Origin of the sequence: Marinobacter sp. AC-23 (assembly GCF_001858325.1) — a bacterium.
Lineage (GTDB): Bacteria > Pseudomonadota > Gammaproteobacteria > Pseudomonadales > Oleiphilaceae > Marinobacter.
The window spans coordinates 1-23212 of record NZ_MBPP01000059.1; the positions used below are offsets into that span (position 1 = coordinate 1).

Annotated in this window: 19 protein-coding genes and 3 pseudogenes; 8 read left to right on the top strand and 14 right to left on the bottom strand. The window is 54.3% G+C overall.

The genetic code is table 11. The features are described from left to right. From BCA33_RS16150 to dksA, 4 genes and pseudogenes are all read right to left on the bottom strand, one after another. A pseudogene (locus BCA33_RS16150) lies at nt 1–2221 on the bottom strand (PAS domain-containing protein); the annotation flags it as partial. After that, nucleotides 2211–2387, bottom strand: a complete 177-nt coding sequence (locus BCA33_RS20555; RefSeq protein ID WP_175469813.1) for a hypothetical protein — start codon at nt 2385–2387, stop codon at nt 2211–2213. The pseudogene BCA33_RS16150 and the gene BCA33_RS20555, both read right to left, overlap by 11 nt. Nucleotides 2388–2437: 50 nt before the next feature. Then, entirely contained in the window at nt 2438–3310 is an 873-nt protein-coding gene (gene gluQRS / locus BCA33_RS16155) for a tRNA glutamyl-Q(34) synthetase GluQRS (protein ID WP_071267464.1), read from the bottom strand. A 62-nt stretch (nt 3311–3372) separates the two neighbouring features. Next, on the bottom strand, nt 3373–3813 hold the full coding sequence (gene dksA, locus BCA33_RS16160) for an RNA polymerase-binding protein DksA (protein WP_071267466.1): 441 nt from the start codon (nt 3811–3813) through the stop codon (nt 3373–3375). A 182-nt stretch (nt 3814–3995) separates the two neighbouring features. Here dksA and sfsA point away from each other — a divergent pair, with 182 nt between their 5' ends. Continuing rightward, nucleotides 3996–4727 (top strand): DNA/RNA nuclease SfsA, encoded by a 732-nt coding sequence (sfsA, locus tag BCA33_RS16165; protein ID WP_071267468.1) that lies wholly within the window; start codon nt 3996–3998, stop codon nt 4725–4727. Here the strand turns inward: sfsA and BCA33_RS16170 are convergent. Next, entirely contained in the window at nt 4711–5076 is a 366-nt protein-coding gene (locus BCA33_RS16170; RefSeq protein ID WP_071267470.1) for a Rieske 2Fe-2S domain-containing protein, read from the bottom strand. The two genes, sfsA and BCA33_RS16170, sit on opposite strands and share 17 nt — an antisense overlap. Continuing rightward, nucleotides 5073–6649 (bottom strand): annotated as a pseudogene (locus tag BCA33_RS16175) (AAA family ATPase). Before BCA33_RS16175 ends, BCA33_RS16170 begins: the two are co-directional and overlap by 4 nt. Nucleotides 6650–6856: 207 nt before the next feature. On the opposite strand from BCA33_RS16175, the gene mrcB reads away from it, so the two are divergent. Both mrcB and BCA33_RS16185 read left to right on the top strand, forming a co-directional pair. Then, nucleotides 6857–8815: a penicillin-binding protein 1B gene (gene mrcB / locus BCA33_RS16180; RefSeq protein ID WP_254774509.1), complete on the top strand. Its 1959-nt coding sequence runs from the start codon at nt 6857–6859 to the stop codon at nt 8813–8815. A 280-nt stretch (nt 8816–9095) separates the two neighbouring features. Further along, entirely contained in the window at nt 9096–9668 is a 573-nt protein-coding gene (locus tag BCA33_RS16185; RefSeq protein ID WP_071267472.1) for a tetratricopeptide repeat protein, read from the top strand. A 51-nt stretch (nt 9669–9719) separates the two neighbouring features. Here BCA33_RS16185 and BCA33_RS16190 read toward each other — a convergent pair whose 3' ends face one another. From BCA33_RS16190 to BCA33_RS16215, 6 genes and pseudogenes are all read right to left on the bottom strand, one after another. Continuing rightward, nucleotides 9720–10640, bottom strand: coding sequence for a triacylglycerol lipase (locus BCA33_RS16190; protein WP_071267474.1), 921 nt, complete (start codon nt 10638–10640; stop codon nt 9720–9722). Nucleotides 10641–11030: 390 nt separating this feature from the next. Then, nucleotides 11031–12310, bottom strand: a pseudogene (gene hemL / locus BCA33_RS16195) (glutamate-1-semialdehyde 2,1-aminomutase). Nucleotides 12311–12325: 15 nt separating this feature from the next. After that, nucleotides 12326–12994, bottom strand: coding sequence for a thiamine phosphate synthase (gene thiE, locus BCA33_RS16200; protein ID WP_217632688.1), 669 nt, complete (start codon nt 12992–12994; stop codon nt 12326–12328). Then, entirely contained in the window at nt 12982–13770 is a 789-nt protein-coding gene (gene thiD / locus BCA33_RS16205) for a bifunctional hydroxymethylpyrimidine kinase/phosphomethylpyrimidine kinase (RefSeq protein WP_139173038.1), read from the bottom strand. Before thiD ends, thiE begins: the two co-directional genes overlap by 13 nt. 12 nt (nt 13771–13782) lie before the next feature. Beyond that, nucleotides 13783–14205 carry a protoporphyrinogen oxidase HemJ gene (hemJ, locus tag BCA33_RS16210; RefSeq protein WP_071267480.1) on the bottom strand — a complete coding sequence of 141 codons (423 nt, stop codon included), beginning with the start codon at nt 14203–14205 and terminating at the stop codon, nt 13783–13785. Between the two features lie 3 nt (nt 14206–14208). Continuing rightward, on the bottom strand, nt 14209–15984 hold the full coding sequence (locus tag BCA33_RS16215) for a chloride channel protein (RefSeq protein ID WP_071267482.1): 1776 nt from the start codon (nt 15982–15984) through the stop codon (nt 14209–14211). A 155-nt stretch (nt 15985–16139) separates the two neighbouring features. Here BCA33_RS16215 and argC point away from each other — a divergent pair, with 155 nt between their 5' ends. The 4 genes from argC to erpA all read left to right on the top strand — a co-directional run bounded on the left by argC (nt 16140) and on the right by erpA (nt 18817). Next, entirely contained in the window at nt 16140–17177 is a 1038-nt protein-coding gene (argC, locus tag BCA33_RS16220) for an N-acetyl-gamma-glutamyl-phosphate reductase (protein WP_071267484.1), read from the top strand. A gap of 3 nt (nt 17178–17180) precedes the next feature. Beyond that, entirely contained in the window at nt 17181–17927 is a 747-nt protein-coding gene (locus tag BCA33_RS16225; protein WP_368087261.1) for a DUF6776 family protein, read from the top strand. Nucleotides 17928–17929: 2 nt separating this feature from the next. Then, nucleotides 17930–18400, top strand: coding sequence for a polymer-forming cytoskeletal protein (locus BCA33_RS16230; protein ID WP_071267487.1), 471 nt, complete (start codon nt 17930–17932; stop codon nt 18398–18400). Nucleotides 18401–18484: 84 nt separating this feature from the next. Next, complete coding sequence (erpA, locus tag BCA33_RS16235; RefSeq protein WP_175469815.1) at nt 18485–18817, top strand: iron-sulfur cluster insertion protein ErpA; 333 nt, start codon at nt 18485–18487, stop codon at nt 18815–18817. 38 nt (nt 18818–18855) lie between these two features. On the opposite strand, the gene BCA33_RS16240 is transcribed toward erpA, so the two are convergent. Then, the gene (locus BCA33_RS16240) at nt 18856–19950 is read right to left on the bottom strand and encodes an anhydro-N-acetylmuramic acid kinase (RefSeq protein WP_071267490.1); all 1095 of its coding nucleotides are present in this window, start codon (nt 19948–19950) and stop codon (nt 18856–18858) included. Between the two features lie 6 nt (nt 19951–19956). Then, nucleotides 19957–21336 (bottom strand): peptidoglycan DD-metalloendopeptidase family protein, encoded by a 1380-nt coding sequence (locus tag BCA33_RS16245; protein WP_071267492.1) that lies wholly within the window; start codon nt 21334–21336, stop codon nt 19957–19959. 302 nt (nt 21337–21638) lie between these two features. On the opposite strand from BCA33_RS16245, the gene tyrS reads away from it, so the two are divergent. After that, a complete protein-coding gene (gene tyrS / locus BCA33_RS16250; RefSeq protein WP_071267494.1) occupies nt 21639–22841 on the top strand; it encodes a tyrosine--tRNA ligase in 1203 nt (400 codons plus the stop codon). Nucleotides 22842–23212 lie beyond the last annotated feature (371 nt).

Below are 23212 nucleotides of genomic sequence, written 5' to 3' on the forward strand. Positions count from 1 at the left end.
TCTAATAGCCGGGTTTCGGTTTGGTCTTCCACCAGGATAACGCTACCTCCATCCGGGTGATCCGGCCGCTTAGGGCTGCCTTGTGGAGGTTTAGCCAGTGGGGTCTGCCCTTTAAATCCAGGCGGTGCTTGTATCGGTGCAGGTCTTCTCCGCTGTTAAAGTCATCCAGCAGGTGGTGCCAGTGGTCGGGTAGGGCCATCAGGCGGGCGCCGACCACGTCGTCGGCAGTGATGCCGGTCAGTTCTTCAATGGCCTGGTTCCACATCAGGATTTCCCCGTCGTCGCCTACAGAGCAGGCAGGTATGGGGAGGTTTTGAAGGGTCTGCCGATAGTGCCGGCGCAGGTTGTCCAGTTCACCCGCCAACCCAGTGAGGCGGTTTTGGTAATCTCCGAGGGCGCGCTCCACATACCGGATATCCTGGGCGGTGCCGCCTCTGGCCAAAGGCTTAAAGCCAAGGTGGCGCTTTACCATGTCCCGGGCGACTGATGGCCCCAGCAACCCCGATAGGTTGATTTCAACTTGGTCACGCAGCCGCCTGAGCTGGTAGGGGCGATATTCCACGTTTGGGAGCTTTAGTTGCTCCAGTGCCCGTTCTATTTCACGCTTGCCGGCATCGAAGCCAAGAGGCTCCGCCAGCTGGCGTACAAAGTCGCCTGAAGAGTTTGCTAGCAGCTCCCTGCGCTGGGGGCGCGAAAGTGCGCCCATGGAGCAGGCTTGGGCTGCGCTGGTCTCCTCACTGGTGCTGGTGCTGAGAACTGAAATCAGCGTAAACACCGACACGTTTGCCGTTAGGCTAACAAACGTAAATATGTGCCAATTGCTGTAATCCGGAATCATCGGTGCGTTCAGCCAACCCAATAAGTTGGCAGTGTGGGAGAACGGCAACACCAGGGTGACTAACCAGATCACCAAGCCGGTAATGAGGCCGGCAATCAGCCCGCGCCGGTTGCCCTCGGGCCAGTAGATGACACCCAGAGCGCCGGGCAGTAGTTGCAACGTTCCGGCAAGGGAAATGGCCCCGAGAATGGACAGGTCCAAATTTTTGCCAAGGGTTTCGTGGAACAACAGAGCCAGCATAATAATGGCGGCAATCAGCATTCGCTTAACCCACTGCAACCAGCGGTAAATATCACCCTGATCTTTTGGGGTTTTTAAGGGCAGCACTACATGGTTGAGAACCATGCCTGCCAACGCCAGGGTGCTCACAATCATCAGGCCGCTGGCGGCAGAAAGGCCTGCGATGTACATAAGCAAGGTAAGTGCGGGGCTCTCCAGGGCCTGAGCAACGCCCAGAGCGTAAAAGTTGGGGCCAGTGGTGACACCCAGTTCCTGGCCTCCCCAGAGAATTAATGGCACAGGAATAGCTAGTAATAACAGGTAAAGCGGCAGGCCCCAGCTGGCTTTCGCCAGAGCTTTTGGCGACGGGTTTTCGCTGAAGGTCATGTGGTACATGTGCGGCAATACCAAGGCCCCGGCAAAGGACATCAGCATGAGTGCCCGCCAGCTGCCATCGTCGATACTTAGCGACATGGTTGCTATGGATGTGGCTTTGCTACTTGCCAGCCAGGTTTCCAAACCGCTCATGCCGTCAAATACGCCAAACAGAACAACGCCGCCAATAACCAGCAGAGCGACCAATTTAACTAAAGAATCAAAGGCAATGGCGAGAACCAGGCCTGGGTGGTTGCCTGCGTCTTGGTGGCGTCGTGCGCCGAAAAGCATGGCAAACAATACAACGATCAGGCTGAACATAACGCTGATCAGATGCGGGGATGTGTCTGGCGCAAGGATGCTCGCGGACGTGGTAACTGCTTGTATCTGCATGCTCAGCAAAGACAGGATAGCGCCGCCGGAACACAGGGTCACAAGTGTTCCGGCCCACTGGCTGCGGTATCTGTAGGCGAACAGGTCTGCCAGCGAGGTTAGCTGGTAGGCGCGCCCGATCCGCATGATTGGGTTGAGTAGCACCGGAGCCAACAAAAAAGCGCCACTGATCCCGAGGTAGTAGGCAAGAAAACCGTAGCCTGATTCTGCCGCTAAGCCGACCGCGGCATAGACCGCCCAGATGCCGGCATAAACGCCCAGGCTGAGGGTGTAAACCAGCGGGTGGCGAACCCAGTGCCTGGGTAGCATGTCACGCTCGGTTATCCAGGCAATGCCGAATAGCAGAACGAGGTATAGCAGGCTGGCAAACAGGAGCCCGGAAGCGCTAAAACTCATTTGGGTCCCGCCGCCACTCCAGCCAGAACCCGATGGCAATAAGGCTTGCCCAGACTATAAAAGGGCTGTACCAGACGTTCCCGGGGGAAGTCCACCAGTCGAGAATGTTGGGTGAAAAGATATAGATGGCCAGAACCAGCAAAAAAACCAGTCGGTAGATATACATCAGGCATGCGATCCGCGCTGAAGTTTGTGAAAGGCTTTATACCACGACAGTCACCGGGATGTCAGGTGAACAGCCCTGCGCTTCCAGTGCGCACAGGCCCAGTCCAGAAGATTTTCTAGCGTCTCGGACCTTAGTGAGCTTGGCGGCTGCTGATTCAAAGCGTTCAATGCAGCAAACAAGTTGGCTACCGGCACCTGATTATTCAGGCCCGGCGCATGGTTCTGTTTGGATAGCTTCTGGCCCAGATCGTTAACGATTACCGGAATGTGAAGCCAGCGTGGTGGTGTGGATTTGAGTGCACGGTAAATCTGTAGCTGTTGTGCGGTCATGTCCAGTAAGTCTGAGCCGCGCACCACGTCGGTAATGCCTTGCTCGATATCATCTACCACCACGGCGAGCTGATATGCGAAAAAGCCTTCTTTGCGCAGAATAACCGGGTCGTCAATTTCGGATCGGACCACTTGGTGTTGTGGGCCCAGTAGCTGGTCATGCCACTGGCATTGCTCATTGTTAAGGGCAAAGCGCACCGCGAAGGGATTGTCGCGGGTGGAGGTATTGTCTCGGCAGCGCTGCGGGTGCCGGCCGTGATTGGCCTGGAGCTCTTTGCGCGAGCAACTGCAGCGATAGGCATGGCCCCTGCTCAGCAGGTTCTCAATAGCTAAGTGGTAGGCGTCACTGCGCCGGGACTGAAAGTGTACGGGTTCGCTGGGGAATAGCCCGTGGGCGTCAAGGCTGTTAAGGATTTGACCGGTGGCTTCTGCCGGCTCCCGGAGTGGATCGAGATCCTCAATGCGGATCAACCACTGCCCATTCCGGGATTTTGCTTCCAAATAGCTCGCCAGCGCTGTGACTAGCGAACCGAAATGAAGCGGGCCTGTGGGTGAGGGCGCAAAGCGGCCCCGGTACTGATGCAGAGTGGTCATGGGTAAGGCAGATTGGCCGGCAGTGCCTCTAGAGCTGCGCCGGCCAGGTCGGGTTTACCGCCTCAAATGCCAGTTTGGCGCTCGCGGATTTCTGCAAGGGTTTTGCAATCAATGCACAGTGTTGCAGTCGGCCGTGCCTCTAGGCGCCGGGTACCGATCTCTACACCGCATTGATCGCAAAAACCGTAGTCATCTTTGTCGATACGATCGATAGTCTGATCGATCTTTTTGATCAGTTTGCGTTCGCGGTCGCGGGTGCGCAGCTCCAGGCTGAACTCTTCTTCCTGGGTTGCGCGGTCGCTAGGGTCCGCGTAATTTGCCGCGTCTTCCTGCATGTGGTGCATGGTGCGGTCCACTTCTTCCATTAACTCTTGTTTCCATTGCAGCAAAAGCTCTTTGAAGTGCGCCAGCATTTCGGCACTCATGTATTCTTCACCCTTCTTCATTTCGTATGGGGTGAAGTTTGTAAAACGTTCGCGTGATTGGTCTGCTGTGGTTGCCATATGACCCGGCCTCTTTTTATATACCTCACAAGAACGCTGTGCTTCCCTGCGCGCCAGCCCCCGCCGCGGCGCGGTTTTCACTTGGATGAAGCAGTCGTCCTGAAACGGGATTTTGCGGAAAATAGCAGATTAGTCACAGAGGTGCTAGTCCTGTGATGCTTACTTTCTAATTTGGAGTGTATATGAAGTTCCCGGAACCATTGATTGAAGGGCGTTTAATTCGGCGCTATAAGCGTTTTTTGGCCGATGTTCGCCTGCCAGACGGCACTGAAGTAACGGCCCACTGCCCGAACACTGGCTCCATGCTGGGCTGCCAGCCGCCTGATGGCAGGGTATGGTTGAGCCGTAGCAATAACCCAGCGCGCAAACTGGCCTATACCTGGGAGCTTGTTGAAACAGCCCCGGGCATGCTGGCGTGTGTGAATACCGCAAGGCCGAATGCCCAGGCCCGGGAAGCCATTGAAGCCGGTCGCATCGGCGAACTGCAGGGGTATAACCATTGCCGCCCGGAGGTAAAGTATGGTGACGAAAAAAGCCGAATTGATTTGCTGCTCTCCGGGCATGAGTCTATGCCAGACGCGTGGGTAGAAGTGAAGAATGTAACCCTTGAGGACTCCGGCCAGGGTTTCTTTCCAGATGCGGTCACAACCCGTGGCCAGAAGCACCTGCGAGAGCTCATGGCACAGGTAGCGCTAGGTGATAGGGCCGTGCTGCTTTTTGTGGTTAACCATACCGGGATTAAAACGGTGCGGCCTGCGGATCACATCGACCCGCATTATGGCCAGCTACTGCGGCAGGCGTGTGAGGCGGGTGTGGAAGTCTTGGCCTATCGGGCGAACCTGGGTCGTGATGACGGCAGCCCGTCTGGCGGGATGGCTCTAGCTGAGGCTGTTCCGGTTATTCTGGAAGTCTGACTTCCAGGAACCCCTCGGTTTCCCGCACGTCTAATGCAGTGAGCGCATCGCCCTGGCACGGCCCGGCAATGCATTCCCCGTCTCCTGGTTTAAACAGTGCTCCGTGGCTGGAGCACTGAATGAAAACGTTGTCGAGATCCATGAAGCGGCCGGGCATCCAGTTCAGCTCAATGCCCATGTGAGGGCATTGATTCAGATAGGCTCGGGGTTTGGCGCCATCCAGAAACAAAAATCCTGTCTGAGGCAGGGTGTCTGCGATGGGCTCGGGCTCGGTGCTGGCCAGTGAGAACTCCACAAACTGGCCAGCTTGTAAATCCGCCCTGGCGCATACTGACTGCCAGGGGCTCATTCTGAGCTAAGGCCAAAGTGCTGCCTGATACGATCTGCTATGGCTTCTGCGACATACTCCTTGTCAGTGTGAAGGTGAGCTGTATGGGTTTGCTCTTCCGGGGTTAGAGGTTCAAACCAGTCCTTTTGTACGTCCAGCAGTTCTTCTGTTGCTTCTGAAGCGTCGCCTTTGCGTTTACGCGCCCATTGCTTGCGCAAATCTTCGGGCGCTTCGCAGTGGATCAGGGCAAAAGGCACGCCTTGGCTTTCTGCAACCGCAGCAAAGAGCGCGCGTTCACTTACTTTCAGGCAGGCGGCATCGATGATAGCGGGCAGGCCTGCAGAGAGCAGGCCACTGGCCAGTTTTGCCAGGCGTTGATAGGTGCGTTCATTGGCCTCGGTTGAGTACAGGTTTCCCCCGGTAGGCGACTTGCTGTTTTCCAGCGGTGCCAAACCGTGCAGGCGCTTGCGTTCAACGTCAGACCGCAGGCGGATAAGCCCCAGCTCCTGTGCCATAGCGGCACTAACGCAGGTCTTGCCGCTGGCCGAGAGACCCACGGTGGCTAATAGGTATCGGTTGGGGATGCTGCTGTAATCTTCTGCCAACTGAGCATAATCGCGATAACGCTTGAGCAGCGCTTCCTTTTCTTGTTCGTTCAGGCCGGATTGGCCATTGTGAACAAGGCAATCTTCGCCCGCACCAGCGCCCGGTATGCCTTGTAAAGAGGGAGCAAGGGTAGGGCGTCGAAATCGTCGCGGTATTCCAGATAAGTATTGAGCACCAGGTTTGCCAACGCTGGCTCCCGGCGAGATTCCAGGTCCATCAGCAAAAATGCCAGATCGTTTATCACATCAATCCAGCGGAAGGGCTCACTGAACTCAATGCAGTCGAACACCGTTACCTTGCCGTCGTAAACGGTAATGTTCGCTAAGTGCAGGTCGCCGTGACACTCGCGCACAAAACCGTCACTTCGGCGCTGTGCAATCAAATCCCGGTGGCGCTCAAAGGTTGTCTGAGTCCATGCTTCAAGGTTATCGAGCTGGTTGAGCAGGGCTTGGTCGTCGATCATCGGCCGAATCTGGTCAAAGTTTTCCTGCATGGCCGCGTACACAGCTTCCGGCGTGCCCAGAGGTTTGTCTTCTGCTATTGGTTCCAGGCTGTCGTGGAAGCTCGCGACCTGCTGCGCGAGGCTGGAAAGCAGCTCTGGTTTTAGCTCGCCGGATTCCTGTTGCTGATCAAACAGCTGGTTTTGGCGAAACTGGCGCATTTTCAGCACGTACTCAAACGGCTCGCCTTCGCCGCCGATCACCGGCTGCTCGGGGGTTCCGGTAATTGGGAGCACTTCGAGGTAGAGCGGCTCTGCCAGGCGGCGGTTAAGGCGCAGCTCCTCTTCGCAAAAGTGTTTGCGGCGCGCCAGTGTAGAAAAATCAAGAAACCCGAAATCCATAGGTTTTTTGATCTTGTAGGCGTATTGGCCGGTCAGAATGACCTGGGAGATGTGAGTTTCGATAATTTGAAACCCGTCAACCGGGTGGTTGTACAGTGAGGGGTTCTGCATGGCCAGTAACAAATTGCCTGGGGGTGTTTCACTCACGGTGTGCTCCTCGCTTCCCTGAACTGGTTGATTTTTATTGGCCCATCATAACGGGCAGGTTACAGAAATAACACATAGTTAGCCTGCCTTATGTCATGCAGGCTTCGTTATAATCCGCGGATGAAAAAAAACAGATCCTCCTCAAAGTCTAATAGAAAATCTCAAAGCAAAAACAGCCGGAACGGACGTCGCCCCTGGTTCTGGAAAATGTTTATCCGCATAGCCGCCGTTAGCCTTGTGCTGCTGGCCTGCTGGGTGGTGTACCTCGATGCGGTGGTTACTTCCCGGTTCGAAGGCCGGCGATTTGAAGTGCCCTCGCGGGTGTATGCGCGGCCGTTGGAGCTATATGACGGCGCTGGCGTGAGCTCTGGGGCGCTGGAGCGGGAGCTGGCGCTTTCCGGTTACCGCAAAGGCGATGGTGCGAAGCCCGGCAGCTATCGTCGCAACGGCGGTCATTTTATTATCAGTACCCGAGGCTTCCGCTTTCCGGATGGTAATGAGCCCAGGCGAAAACTTTCTTTGAATATATATGGCGATCGCATTCAGGACTTCTCTGTATCCGCCGGTGACAACGCTGCCATAGTAAGGCTGGAACCAGCCCGCATTGGCGGAATCTACCCGGCGCACAAGGAAGACCGGATTCTGGTGCGTTTGGATGAGGTTCCGCCTCAATTACCCGCAGCGCTGATGGCTGTGGAAGACCGGAACTTTTATGACCATTTTGGCATTGCTCCTGCGTCTATTGGCCGCGCGATGCTAGCCAACATGCGCGCTGGGAGAGTAGTTCAGGGTGGTAGTACCCTGACGCAACAGCTGGTAAAAAACTTCTTCCTTACCCGGGATCAAACCTTGCTGCGCAAGGGTAATGAGGCTCTGATGTCGATCTTGCTGGAGCTGCATTATGAGAAAAACGACATACTCGAAACCTATTTGAACGAAGTGTATCTGGGGCAGGCAGGCACCCGTAGCATCAACGGGTTCGGGCTGGCCAGCCAATTTTATTTTGGCGAGTCCCTGAAAGACCTGGATGTGCACCAGGTTGCTCTGCTTGTGGGTATGGTAAAAGGGCCAAGCTATTACAACCCCCGCAGGCACCCGGAGCGGGCCACGCAGCGGCGCAATCTGGTTATCAGCGAAATGGAAGAGGCGGGCCTTATTGATTCGCAGAAAGCGGCTCGCTCCCGTGGCTTGTCACTTGGAGTTAGCGCCAAACCGTCGTACTCAGAAAACCGTTACCCTGCCTATATCGACCTTGTTCGGCGGCATCTGGCTCGAGATTACAAGGAAGAGGATCTGCGTAGCGAAGGTCTCCGCATCTTCACGACACTGAACCCTGCCATTCAGTATGCCGCCGAATATGCTGTTACCGATACCCTGCCAAGGCTGGGCAGTGGCGACACTGCCAAAGCTCTGGAAGCGAGCCTTGTGGTCACCGCCAAGGATACCGGCGAGGTTCTGGCTTTGGTTGGCGGGAAAGACCCACAGTTTGCAGGGTTTAACCGGGCTTTGGATGCCAATCGCCCGATAGGCTCGCTGATCAAGCCGTTTACCTACCTGACTGCGCTGGAGCAGCCGGATCGCTATACCTTGATGACGCCTGTATTGGACAAGTCGTTCACCCTGGAATTTGACGATGGAAGGCGTTGGCAGCCCAAAAACTACGATGGCGAAGAGCGCGGCGAAGTGCCTCTGCATCGGGCTCTTTCTAAGTCCTACAACCTTCCGGCAGTGCGGGTTGGCCTGGATGTCGGCGTTTCGGCTGTGCGCAAGACTCTGCGAGCCTTTGGTGTGGTCACGCCAATTTCTGAATACCCCTCCATGCTGCTGGGCTCGGTTGCCATGAGCCCGGTAACCGTTGCGCAAATCTATCAGGGGTTGGCTACTTCCGGGTTCAACACGCCGTTGCGCACCATACGAGAAGTGACCGATTCTGGCGGTGGAGCGCTTTCACGCTACAGTTTGGAGGTAGATCAAGTTGCAGATCCGGCGGCTGTACACCTGTTGCAGTATGCGATGCAGGAAACCATGCAGGAGGGTACTGGTCGCTCAGCCTACTACTCGGTGCCAAAGGAGCTGACGCTTGCTGGGAAAACTGGAACAACCGACGACGGTCGCGACTCCTGGTTTGCCGGGTTCAGCGGTGATTTGCTGGCAGTTGCTGGGTAGGGCGGGACGATAATGGCCCAACCGTGCTGACCGGTGCCACCGGGGCTTTGCCTGTGTGGTCGCGATTCATGGCGCAGGTGCCGCAACACGGATTTTCTCCAGTGGTGCCCGACGGCGTAAATTATCACTGGGTAGACTCAGAAAAGCAGGCAATAACCGATGAGCATTGCGATAATGCGCGCCTTCTGCCGTTTATATCGGGTAGCGAGCCGACACAAACCGTGTCTTGCTCTGGTACTCTTGAGCGGAAAATTCGCGGCTGGTTTGAAGGATTGTTCCAATGAGTAGGCAAAGTGTTTTTCATGTAGGTATGTTGGCAGCGCTTCTGAGCTTGGCGGGGTGCGCCTCTGGCCCGGGCGGGTCTATATACGTACCCGCAGGCGGAGCTTCCCGTGCGCCGGAACCGCCACAGGCTGCAGGAGAGGAAAAGGAGCCGCAAGTTTGGCGCAAAAGCGAGCAGACCGAAAGCCAGGAGCCAGAACAGCGCCCTGAGCGCAGTAATAAACCGAGTTACCAAGACGCCGGCGATGATCTTTCACCTGCGGCCCTGAGCTTGGTTCGTGAGGCGGACAATCTTTTGAGTAGTGGTGATGCACAGGGAGCCATTGTGCGATTGGAGCGCGCGCAACGAATCGCACCCAGGTCGGCAGAGATCTACTTTAAATTGTCGGAAGCCTATGTGGCCGGTAGTAAGCTTGGGCCAGCCGAGCAGTTTACGTTGAAGGGGCTGTCGCTGGCGGGGAACGATACCCGGCTACAGCGTGCGGGTTGGTTGTTGCTGGCGGATATCCGCAGGGCCCGGGGTAATGTGGCGGGGGCCAGTCAGGCCGAAGAGCGCGCGTCTGCCCTGTAAGGTAAAACGTAATGACCTGCGGGAGAGTGCCCCTGCAGGGTCTGCCGGGGCTTACAACCCTGCGTTTTTCAGTCGGTTTGCGTGTTGCTTGTAAACGGCTTTTGGATCCGTCTCAAACAAGCTGTGCAGCCCTAGCGCCTGGTTTACTTCATCCAGATGATTCATGAAATAATTGTCCCGGATAATCTTGCCGAAATGGTTGCTGCAACGTTCAACCAGGCCGTCATTTTGACTGGAACCGAATGCCAGGCTGGTGGTGCCAAGCAGGGCGTCAGATGGATCCAGAAGGTTAGTGAGAACGCCGGTGCCGCCCCAGGAATAAAAGCGCACGCCGTTTGCCGAGCTGGCACCTGTTCCGCAGGCACTTGTTGGAATCCCCGCGGGTGCAAAATTATTAAATTCCGCGCTGCCCTGGGTTGAGAGTGATTGCAGGCTGGCCTGGGCATTCTGATCGAACCCCCCTTCGGAAATCAGATCAATAAGACCACCAAGGGCATTGGCTAAGGTGTCTGCAAGGCCGCTTGCGGGAGACCCAACAATCAGGTCGGCGACTGCCGAGCCTTTGTGAGGTGAGCCAACCGAGGTAACAGAGGCCACTAGATCTGGCCGAACCCGGGCAACATAACGGGCGGTTGGTCCACCATGGCTATGGCCAATAAGGTTCACTTTGCCATGAACGGCCGCAATGGCTTCCACTTGTGGCAGTAAGGCTTCGCCACGTGCAATGGTGCTGTCCAGCGCGGGAACCTGGGTCGTGTAAACATCCGCTCCATTCTTGCGCAGATCCTCTGAGATGCCATAGAAGTAGTCCACGCCGATGAGCGAGTCAAAGCCAAACATGCCGTGAACCAGTACGACTGGGTAACGAGTGTCGGCGTAGTTTGCTGGCTTGGAATTCCACCACCAAGCGGCAGAAGGGGCTGACCAGGCAATGGTCACGACCAATGCTAATGTTTTGATCCAGAGTTTCATTGTCTTTCCTACAGTTTGATGTTGTGTTTATTGTTCAAACTGCGGCGCAACCTAACGGGTTGTATCCAGATACTACATACCTGTGCCAAACGTGCGAACGTTTCGGCGCGTGGCTTCTGTGTGCTGACTTCCATGTTGTTCTTGTTAAGTTTATGCCGGCAGAGCATCTCTAGTGAGATGCGACCATAATTTGATCAGTAGGTGTGGCAAGTCAACGGCAGAAGAGGCAAATCTGATTTAGTGGCCGTTAAAGTGTGATGGTGTTCACGAAGCTGGTACGGCAGGACAGGTTGATGCAACAGATCCTGCCGGGAACCAGTTCGAAAACTACCTATCTGGCTTTTGGAAAGTAGCCATTAGCGGGTGGGTTGTTGTTAGAGGGTTACTGTTTTAGAGAGTAGCCATTACTTTTTTCGCAGCGTTGACCGTATTTGCAATGTCTTCATCCGTCAGTGCCGCGCTGGTGAAACCAGCTTCAAACGCAGATGGAGCAAGGTAAATACCTCTTTAAGCATGCCCTGGAAAAACTTTTTAAAGCGCTCCGTGTCGCACTTCATTACTTGGTCAAAGCGGGTGATGCTGGGCTCTTCTGTGAAGAAAAAGCCAAACATTGCGCCTGCGCCCTGAACCGCTAGTGGAACGCCCGCAGCATCTGCCGCAGCTTTCAATCCGTCGCGCAGTGCTATGGTTTTTTCCGTTAGACGGTCATGAAAACCCGGCTCTGAAATGGCGTTCAGTGTCGCAAGGCCTGCGCACATAGCCAGCGGGTTGCCGCTCAGTGTGCCCGCCTGGTAAACCGGGCCAAGTGGCGAAATGTGCTCCATAATTTTGCGCTTTCCGCCGAAAGCTCCAACTGGCAGCCCGCCGCCGATCACCTTACCAAGCGCGGTCAGGTCCGGGGTTACACCATACAATTCCTGCGCCCCACCCAGAGACACCCGGAACCCGGACATGACTTCGTCAAAAATCAGCACGGTTCCGTGCTCGTCACAGACCTCGCGAAGCGCTTCCAGGAAACCCGGAACCGCAGGGATGCAGTTCATGTTGCCGGCAACTGGCTCTACAATAATAGCGGCAATCTCGTCGCCCATTTCTTTGAACGTTTCCCGCACGCCTTCGATATCGTTGAAATCCAGGGTTAACGTAAGTTCAGCCAGGCTGGCGGGTATGCCAGGTGAGTTGGGTACGCCCAGGGTCAGTGCGCCAGAACCTGCTTTCACAAGCAGTGAATCCACGTGCCCGTGATAACAGCCTTCAAACTTCACGATCTTATCGCGGCCAGTGTAGCCACGGGCGAGGCGAATGGCGCTCATGGTGGCTTCAGTGCCAGAATTCACCATGCGTACGAGTTCAATTGAAGGTACCAATTCGCACACTTTGCGGGCCATATCGGTTTCAAGAGAGGTAGGCGCGCCGTAGCCAACCCCAAGATCCACCTGAGCGTGCAGGGCATCTTTAATACGCTGATCCGAGTGGCCAAGAATCATCGGGCCCCAGGAGCCAATGTAATCGATATAGCGCTGGCCATCCTCGTCGTAAAGATAAGCGCCTTCAGCGTGTTTAAAAAAGATCGGGGTGCCCCCCACGCTACGAAACGCGCGCACGGGAGAGTTAACACCACCGGGAATGTATTTTTGAGCCTGTTCGAACAGGGTTTCAGAGTGCGTCATTTGTGAGAGCTCCTGTTATTGGGGAAGTTGAAAAAGTGGGTGGTAGCTGGAAAACAGCCTCGTAAATGTTTGGGCCTTCTGTTCAATGGCTTCAGGGCTGCCCCCGAAAAGCCCGCCCACAACCGCCAGCAAGTCAGCACCTGCGTTGATGAGCAGCTCACCGTTTTCTGTGGTAATACCGCCAATGGCGGTGACTGGCAGGTTGAGGCGTTTGGCTTTGGCCAGTATGTCGGTTTCAGCTGCCGGAGCTTCTGGCTTGGTAGACGATGTGAAAAAGCGGCCAAAGGCCAGGTAATCTGCACCGGCCTCCATGGCTGCTTTTGCCAACGCGAGATCTGCATGGCAGGTAATGCCGATTATTGCGCCATCTCCGAGCCGGCGTCGCGCCGTTGCAGCCGAGCTATCTGTCTGGCCCAAGTGCACGCCTGCAGCGCCCACTCGTTTGGCCAGCTCGGCATCGTCGTTAATGAGCAGCGGAATACCGGCGGCTGCACAAATTGACTGCAAATTTCTCGCTTGTGACAGGCGTTCCGCCATAGGCGCAGACTTCTCGCGGTATTGTACCATCACTGTGCCGCCGCGAATCGCTGCCTCCACCGAAGCAGTCAGGGCTGCCGGAGGCGTAAGCTGACTATCGGTAATTGCGTAAAGTCCGGTTGGGACGCGTGCGCTCATCGTTCCCACAGAATGCCTCGGTCTGGAACAGGCTGACCTTCGCCCACCTTAAGTGCGTGCAAGATGGTGCGATGCACGTAGTTCTGAGCCTGGGAAATAGCGGCATGGGGTGAAAGCCCTTGCGCTCGGCCGGCTGCGATCGCGGCTGCAAGAGTGCAGCCTGTACCATGGTACTCGCCTCCGATGCGTTCGATATCCCATGTCATGGGTGTCGGTGAGCCGTTGTAGAGCACGTTGGTAATGCAAACGCCGGTGCCATGCCCGCCGGTTGCCAGTACCGAGGCACAGCCTTTCTTAAGCAGCTTGCGCGCGGCCTCGTCTGGGATCTCGGCCTCCCCTAGAAGGGCAAGCTCTATGCCGTTGGGGGTTATCATCTCGGCCAGCGGGAACAGCCGCTCCTTCATGGTGGCAAGCAGTTCGTCATCGGCCAGATCGCCACCGCCCGCAGCTTTGATTACCGGGTCGGTTATGACTGGAATGTCCGGATACTTGGCGAGGAACTCGACCAACACTTCCACCACCGCAGAGCTCCCTAAAGCGCCCGTTTTAACGGCGTGTATGGGGGCGTCTTCAGAAACGTATTTGAGCTGCTGGCGAATAAGTTCCGGATTAACGGCTTCGGCGCCGTATACATTTCGGGTGTCCTGAACGGTCAGGCAGGTGAGCACTGGCAGCGGATGACACCCTAGTGAGGTGATGGCCTGAATGTCTGCCTGGATGCCGGCGCCGCCGGAAGGGTCCAGACCAGAAAGAACAAGTACCTGAGGGCGGGTATGATATTTGATGGTTAAAGCTCCCTAAAACGGTTTCACGACGGCGAGAATAACGACGGCGAGCAGGATGAACACCGGCAATTCGTTGAACCAGCGATAGAACACATGCCCGCGGGTATTGAGGTCGTCTTGGAACACCTTAACCAGGTGCCCGCAATAAAAGTGGTAAATGATGAGCAGAGTGACGAGCACCAGCTTTGCGTGCAGCCAGCCCTGACTGAAATAACCAGATACGTTATAACTGAGCAACCATACGCCAAATATCACAGTGGCTACCATCGAAGGTGTGGTAATGCCGCGATAGAGTTTTCGTTCCATGACCTTGAAGCGCTCACGCCCTGGCTCATCTTCGCAGGCGGCATGGTATACAAATAGCCGTGGCAAATAGAAGATGCCGGCGAACCAGCACACCAGAGAAATTATGTGAAAGGCTTTAACCCACAGCATTCGTTAACTCCGTCGATATTGGTAATAGCTTTCGATATCAGATTTAAGCACCACGCCATAAACCCGCTGAATCATGGGTGCCACATGCCGTTGTACATACAACGCTTCAGCGCTGGTAGTTTCGAATTCGTGCAGCGCCTCTTCAAGGGTGGCTTGGTATTGTACCGGTGCAATATCACGCCGGTTGGCCGGGATATCCATTAGATCGATGGTTTCCGGTGGTTCGTCTGCCTCACCAGTTGCCGTTTCCTCGGTGTCTTCCAGGTAGCGGGCCAGGTCAACTGCGGGCAGTAAAGCTGTAGGGCCGTTTTTCCCTTCAACCACCAGCCATTTAGGTTCGGATTTAAGGGCTTTTCGAGCTTCTTCAATCGTTAGTTGCCGGTTAATACGCAGGATGCCCTTGTCCATGATTGCCGCCACAGATACCCGGCGCAAGGCCTGGATAACAGGCGAACTCTGATAGCTCAGGCCCTGGCTTTTCAGTACGGTCAAGAACAGTGATTTTTTTCCGAATGCCTCGCTTGTGATTAGCGTGGCGGTGGTAATAACCAGCATGCCCGGGAGAATAATATTTGGGTTACGGGTTAGTTCCAATAATGCCATAAGCGCTGCCAAAGGTGCTTGCAACACCGCGCCCATCATCGCTCCCATTCCGAGCATGGCGTAAAAGCCAACAGAAGATGCATGGCCAGGTATAATTTCCGCACCCACCAGCCCCAGCGCGCCACCAAGCGTTGCGCCTATGATAAGCGTTGGGCCAATAATGCTGCTGGGCATGCCCAAGCCAACCGTTAGGGCAGTAATAACGAGTTTAGCGACCCCCACGCTTAATAACAGCCAGAAGCCAAGCCCGCCGTTCATGGTTTCGTTAACCGTGTCGTAGCCTATCCCCATGGTTTGAGGCACCAACACAGCAACCGGCGCCATCAGCGCGCCCGCAATAATCACGCGCAGCAGAATGGGGCGCTGGTTGAAGCGCCCCATGGCGTCGACCAGGTGTATAAAGAGCGCTGCCGAAACGCCAATAATAACGGCGATAACCAGAATCCAGGGTATCTCCAGAAACGAGTTCATGGTCAGTGCGGGAACGTTGAAAGCCGGCTCTGAACCATAAACAAGCTGAGTGACTACCGCTGCACTTACAGCCGCAAGAACAATGGGAGTGAACCCGGCAATGGTGTACTCCATCATCACCACTTCCATGGCGAAAATAACACCGGAAATCGGCGTATTGAATGATGCAGAGATAGCAGCCGCGCAGCCGCAAGCCACCAGGGTGCGTATGCTGTTATTGGGCAGTCGCATCCATTGCCCCATAAGGCTTGAAAAAGCAGCGCCCAGGTGAACGGCGGGCCCTTCCCGGCCAGCGGATTGCCCGGTAACAACGGTTGTCACGCCCACAACAAATTGAATTAGGGCACTTCGTGCTGTGATGTAGCCTTGGTGATAGTTCAGGCGCTCCATCACGTGAACAACGCCAACCTTTCGGTCGTGTGTGGCAAGGCGGTGTAAAAACAGGCCGAGGCCGAGCGCGCCTGCAAGGGGCAATAAGCCGCGGGTAAGAATGTCCAGACTTTCAAATGCTTCCGAACTCTCGCCAGGCAGGAAATACTTTAAAGGCCATTCGATGGCGAGGCGGAAGACCAGAATTACGCCGCCGGTAACCAGTCCCGATAGTAAGCCGAGAATAGCCAGTTGCGGCAAAGAATCCACGCCGGACAGCCTGCGCGTGAAAACAGAGGTTATTTTTTCGCTAATCTGGTGCCAGATTTTATTCATCAATGCCGGTGTTCCGGTACAAGAGGGTGGCCTGCTCAAGGGTTTCTGACAACATTGTAACCGTCACCCTGTAAGCTGCAATAAGTCGTTGGTTTATCATGGTAGACTACGTAGCTACACTTCTAAATCCTGATACGAAATCGCTGGAGTGCAAGTTGATTAAAGTAGGTATCGTAGGTGGCACTGGGTATACCGGCGTCGAACTGCTCAGAATTCTCGCTGTCCATCCGGGCGTTACGGTTAGCTGTATTACCTCAAGGTCGGAAGCCGGTATGCCGGTAGCCGACATGTATCCGAACCTTCGCGGACATTTCGATCTGGCATACTCTGAGCCGGATCCTCGTGCTCTGGCGGCGTGTGATCTTGTGTTTTTTGCGACACCGCACGGTGTTGCAATGAGGATGATTCCGGAGCTTATGGCGTCGGGTGTGCGTGTTGTCGATCTCTCTGCGGACTTCCGCCTTAAGGATCTGCAGGTATGGTCTGAATGGTACGGCATGCCCCATGAATCGCCGGAGTGGGTTGAAAAGGCGGTTTACGGCTTACCTGAAGTCGTTCGCGGTGAGATATCCAAGGCGCAACTCGTTGCCAACCCAGGGTGCTACCCAACGGCCGTGCAACTTGGGTTTTTACCCTTGTTGGAGCAGGGGTTGGTTGATCCGTCTCGGCTCATTGCCGATGCAAAATCTGGCACCAGTGGGGGTGGCCGGCAGGGCAAAATCGGTATGTTACACGGAGAGGTTGGGGAAAGCTTCAAAGCTTATGGAGCCTCGGGTCATCGCCATCTACCCGAAATTCGCCAAGGCTTGTCTGCGGCCGCAGGTGTTGATACTGGTGTTACGTTTGTACCGCACCTTATTCCAATGATTCGTGGCATTGAGACAACTCTGTACGCTGAATTGAAGAACCCGGCCGATTTCGATCGCCTGCAGCAGTTGTTCGAAGATCGTTACCGTGATGAGCCGTTTGTGGATGTGATGCCTTTCGGTAGCCATCCGGAAACTCGCAGTGTTCGGGGAGCTAACGTGTGTCGCATGGCGTTGCATCGCCAGGAGCACAGTAACGTTGTTATTGTGTCCTCGGTAATAGACAACCTCGTAAAGGGTGCAGCGGGCCAGGCGGTTCAAAACATGAATATCATGTTTGGCCTTAAAGAAACCCAGGGGCTTGAAGCACCTGCATTGCTGCCTTAAGGAATGCCCGTGAGCGAACAGCGCAAGCCGGCCGAGGAATATGTTGTTATTCGTCACCGGCCGGGATACCGGCTGAAGCGAACGCTGATTTTGCTGGCGTTCACGGTGGTTGCTGCAGCTGCCGGTTATGCGGCTGGGTTGGCGCAGGGTGGCTTTCGCTTCACCAGTGCAGAAGCATCAAACGAGCGGCTGGAGGATCAAGTCGCAACGTTAAAAACGCGTTATCGCGAGGCTCGGCAACAACTGGTTAATCTTGAGCGTGGCAAGCTGATTGATGAGCAGGCACAGAACCAGGCCCGAAAAATTATCGTTGATCTGGAAACCCGTGTCGGCGCACTGAAGTCTGACCTAACATTCTATAAAAACATCATGGCGCCATCCGAGACCAGTAAGGGCTTGCAGGTTGATCGCTTTTCACTGGCCAGCGACCGCCAGGCAGGCGCCTATGATTTCAAGCTGGTCCTGACGCAAGTTGGCAACAACAAGAGCTATATTTCAGGTGTTGTGGCCGTCAACGTAATCGGTTTGCGCGAAGATGAGAAAGAAATCATCGCATTGCGCGATCTGTCGCAAGAAATTGAAGATTTAGGCGTAAAATTCCGCTTTCGGTATTTTCAGGATGTAGAGGGCAAGTTGGCACTGCCTGACGGTTTCGAGCCATTAGAAGTTCAGGTGGTTGCTCAGGCCGAAGGTCGCAAATCCTCGCGGGCCGAACGCACATTTGACTGGGATGATTTAACGGAGAAGTAGAAATGCTTGGCAAGAAAAAGCAGAAGCCGCGCCGGCCCCATGGCAACTTTGACACACTGATTTCCTCGCGCACCACCATAAAAGGCGATGTGCATTTCTCTGGTGGCCTGCATGTTGACGGACAGATACGAGGCAAAGTGCTGGCAGAGGATGGTAGTGATGCAGTGTTGCGGATTTCGGAAGTGGGCGAGATTACTGGTGATATAGCGGCTCCGCATGTGATTATCAACGGCACCGTTCATGGCGACGTTTATGCGACAGCTCATCTTGAGCTGGCTGAAAAGGCCGCTATCAACGGCAGCGTTTACTATAACCTTATTCAGATGGCTATGGGGTCGTCAGTAAATGGCAACCTTGTGCATCAACGCGAACCTTCTGGGTTGCTTACACAGGATAACTTGCCGGCTGATGAGGCTCTGGAAAATCCTGGTCTCGATGAATCATCAGAATATAGTGATGGAAAACCCGAATAGTTGACTGTTTTGCTCAGGAATACCATAATCCCTGAGGTTGTATCAGGTAATCCGGAGGCGAACTTGAGTGTAGTCCAGCAGCAAATGGCAGCACCGCTGTTTTTTAGCGACAGTGCGGTCAACAAGGTACGTGAACTGGTTGAGGAGGAGGGGAACTCCGACCTCAGGCTACGAGTGTTTGTCACGGGTGGTGGCTGCTCGGGCTTTCAATATGGGTTCTCATTTGATGAAAGCCAAGATGAGGAAGATACCGTTGTTGCACGTGACGGCGCCACTTTGTTGGTCGATCCGATGAGCTACCAGTACCTTGTAGGGGCCACTATCGATTATCAGGAAGGTCTGCAGGGTTCCCAGTTTGTAGTGCAAAACCCTAATGCCAGCTCTACCTGTGGGTGCGGTAGCTCATTTACCATTTAAGTTTTGTCAGAGCTGCACCCAAGAAGGGCGCCTTGGGGTCAGGCGAGGTAAATAGCCCCAAGTATCCGGGGGCCTATAGCTCCCGTCACTTCCGCTAGATTACCTGGTTTGCGCTCCATCGTTTGCCGGGCCAGCCATGCAAAAGCTGTTGGCTCCACCCATTGAGGGTCAAGTCCAAGCTCATCGGTGTTTAGCAACCGAATAGGGCTAAGGGCCTGAGAAAGCTCTTTCATTAGAAACCGATTACGGGTTCCCCCTCCGCAAGCATAAACTGTCATAAGTGGCGACTGGGGCATTTGTCTCACGGCTGTTATGACTGATAGTTGCAGCAGCGTGCGCTGAACGTCCTCCGGCCGAATTTCACCATGTCGTTGCACCAGGGTTTTAACCCACTCAAGATTAAACTTCTCTTTCCCGGTGCTTTTGGGCGGCAGGCGCTCAAAGTAAGCGTCAGAGAGCATATCGCTCAGTAGTGCTTGGTTGACTATGCCCTCTTGGGCCCACTGGCCATCTTCATCGTAGGCGCGGCCAGTTTGTTCGAGGCACCAAGCATCCATCAAGGCGTTGGCGGGGCCTGTGTCAAATCCTGTTACCGGGCCTTGATCAGAGGGGATCCAAGTAATATTGGCGATGCCCCCAAGATTCAGTATGCACCTGTCTTCAGTGTCGGAGCCAAAGAAATGCTGATGAAAGGCGGGCACTAACGGGGCCCCTTGCCCGCCTGCGGCCATGTCACGGCTACGGAAATCCCCTACAGTCGTGACCCCGGTTTTTTCCGCAATAATCGAGGGGTTGCCTACCTGAAGAGAAAAGCGGCCGAGGCCTGATGGTTGATGGCGTAGAGTCTGCCCGTGACTTCCGATCGCCTGGATGGAAGCTCTTTCGACGCCGGAATTGCGGATTAGCTTTTCAGCGGTGTCTGCAAAAAGTGTCCCGGTCAGCGTGTCAAGCTCACCTACTTCATCAGGTGTTGCTTGGTTCTGGCTTGCAAGCGCCAAGCGATGTCGCAAGTCTTCGGGGTAGGGCGTGGAGAGTGTCTCGTGGATACGAACTGTTTTGTCTTTAAAAGACACCAGCACGGCGTCTATGCCGTCCATGCTGGTGCCGGACATTAGTCCAATCCAGGTATCCATTAGGCCTCAGTCTTCCGAGGCCAAGGCAAGGTGCTGGTAATTGGACCTGAACGCATCAAACTGTGCAACCTGGCGCGTGGTAAGTTTCTTAAATCGAGCGATTTCAGAGGATGGAATGGGTTGGGCGTCTGGCAGCTTTACCGTTCGGGAGTTGCGCGGTGAGCCGTTAACCCGAAATTCGTAGTGCAGGTGAGCTCCAGTTACCATGCCAGACGAGCCAACGTAGCCAATGGTTTCACCTTGCTTGACCCGGGTGCCGGTTTTCATGCTTTTGCCAATCCGGCTCATGTGCGCGTACAGCGTTGTGATGTTGTCGCCGTGTTTCAACACGACTGTGCGGCCATAGCCGCCTTTCCAGCCAGAAAACTGAACTCGCCCGTTGCCTGCGGCCTTAATTGGTGAGCCTGTAGGTGCAGCATAGTCCGTTCCCTCGTGTGGGCGAACAACATCCAAGACTGGGTGACGGCGCTGAAGGTTAAACGATGAAGAAATTCTTGCACTTATGGGGGTGCGTAGAAACGCCTTCCGCATGCTTTTGCCGTCTGGCGTGTAGTAATCACTCTCGCCGTTACTGTCTGTATAAAGCAGAGCAATGTTTTCCTCGCCCCGGTTTACAAAACGAGCTGACAAGATGCGGCCGGTGCTGAACTTTTCTCCGTCGAGATACAGCTCCTCATAGACGACTTCAAATTGGTCGCCCTTGCGAACATCGTAGACAAAATCTATATCCCAGCCGAAAATTCCGGCCAGTTTCATTGTCAGCCGATCGTTGAGCCCGGCTTCTCGGGCTGACAGGTAAAGCGATCCATCGATTGTGCCTGAGGCAAATGCTGGTTTAGGTTCAGGCTCCCGCATTTGCGTCTGGCCTTCAAAAGTTCCATCCTGCTTCTCAATTTTCAGGGTTTCCAGCAAGTTACGCTGGAGTTCAACTGCAGCTAATTTGCCTTCCTTCGTTGTCGCAAAGCGGATAGTTTCGCCAGCATAAAGGCGCTGCAATTTATCCGCTTCACCCTTGCCGTGGATAACTGAAAGCATGATGCCGTCATTGAACCCCGCCTTCTTAAAAAGAGAAGACAGAGTGTCGCCGGACTTTATATCGAAGGTTTGCCAGTCTATGCGAGGTGTCTGCTCGAGTGTTGCCTCCACCGGCACTTGCGATGCAGGCTCTGACTGAGCTTTGGCGACGGCCTTCGCAGGGGAGGCTTCGGGACTCTGTTGCGGCTTTTTTGAGATAATTTGTGACGTCTCGCCCTGTTCGAGATCCAGAGTATAAGACATTCGTTTGGCCTCAACGTCGGCGCTGGGGCTCATCAAAATAGCGGCGGTTACAACAACTGTTGCAGCTGCAGCAATGGTAATGTGGGCTTTTGGTAACATTTTAAGCACGTATCGCATCCGTTTTAATCGGTATTCCGGCAGCTTGTATTATCTAATTAAAGCTGCTGTTCAAGTATAGACCGACAGATTACCGTATAAAAAGTATGTGGGACAGCGCAGAACATTACGGTTGTTACGCTGCCAGTCGGATTTATTGTGGCGTCATTGATATAATGCGTCCGCTCAGACTGCATAATTTTGTTTAAAAACTGAGCACTTGCACTTTAGCAAGGACGCCGGGCAACTCACAGATTTCTTTTGTAGAGGTCTGTAACTGATAACTTGTGAAACTGACTGGGGATGGAAAATTCATGGCATCTATTGATGAAGCGCTTGCCATCATTAAGCGCGGTGTAGACGAACTGATACCTGAAGACGATTTGATCGCTAAGTTAAAGGAGGGTCGTCCCTTGCGTATCAAGGCGGGCTTCGATCCTACTGCGCCTGATCTTCATCTCGGTCACACAGTACTTATTAATAAGTTGCGCCAGTTCCAGGATCTTGGTCATGAGGTCATCTTTTTGATCGGTGACTTTACCGGGAAGATTGGTGACCCGTCAGGTAAAAGTGCTACTCGGCCCCCGTTGACTGATGAGCAGGTTGCTCAAAACGCGATCACGTATAAAGAGCAGGTGTTCAAGATTTTAGATCCTGGAAAGACTCGAGTTGTGTTCAATTCCGAGTGGATGAGCAAAATGACCGCAGCGGACATGATCCGGCTGGCCGGCCAGTACACGGTTGCCCGAATGTTGGAGCGGGATGACTTCACCAAGCGCTATCGTTCTGAGCAGCCTATAGCTATTCATGAGTTCCTGTATCCTCTAATACAGGGGTACGATTCAGTTGCACTAGAGGCAGATGTTGAACTTGGTGGTACAGATCAGAAATTTAACCTTCTCATGGGGCGCATTTTGCAAAAGCATTATGGCCAGTCTCCTCAGGCGGTCCTGACCATGCCAATCCTTGAGGGGTTGGATGGCGTTCAGAAGATGTCCAAGTCATTGGGTAACTATATAGGCGTCAATGACTCCCCAGGTGAAATGTACACCAAATTGCTCTCTGTGCCGGACGACCTGCTTTGGCGTTACTTTGAGCTTCTGAGCTTCCGCCCGCTTGCGGAGGTGAGTGAGTTCAGAAAAGCCGCAGATCAGGGGGCGAATCCCCAGGACTATAAAAAGCTGCTGGCAGAAGAGATTATTACCCGCTTCCATAATGAGGCGGCAGCTCAGACCGCCCATAAGTCTGCAGGCAACCGGGTGGCGCTGGGAGACATTCCTGAGAATGTTCCCGATGTGAGCGTTTCACTTGATGGGGAGCCTGAAATGCTTATGGCTTCAGTGTTGCGTATATCGGGGCTTGTAAAGAACGGTGCAGCGGCTCGTGACGTACTGGGGCGTGGTGCTGTTTTCGTTGATGGTCAGAAATTTGAGGGTGACCGGACGTTTGTAGAGGGGGATAGTTGCGTGGTTCAGGCGGGAAAGAGGAAGATTGCCCGCATATTGATCACAGCTTGATCGATTTCAGGCCATTTTGAAATTTTATCAAAATGGCCGTTGACAGATCTGCGTGTGTCTGTAGAATGCGCATCTCCTTCGAGGGACATACCGCTAAGGCGAGAAGTTCTAAGAAGGTCAACTGTTTGAAAGTATTGAAGAAAACGAGTTTGAAGTTTCTTTAATTAAACGGTTGACAGGGTGGCGATACGATGTATAATTCGCCTCCTTGATTGAGCCACGGCTCAAACGCTCTTTAACAAATTAACCAAGTAATTCGTGTGGGCGCTGGCTGGAGTATTTCGACAAGAAATACCAAGGCAAGCGACTCGTCGAACATTGAGTTTTGTCTTGAGCAGATTTGAGATCTTCGGATCTTGTATGATTTAAAC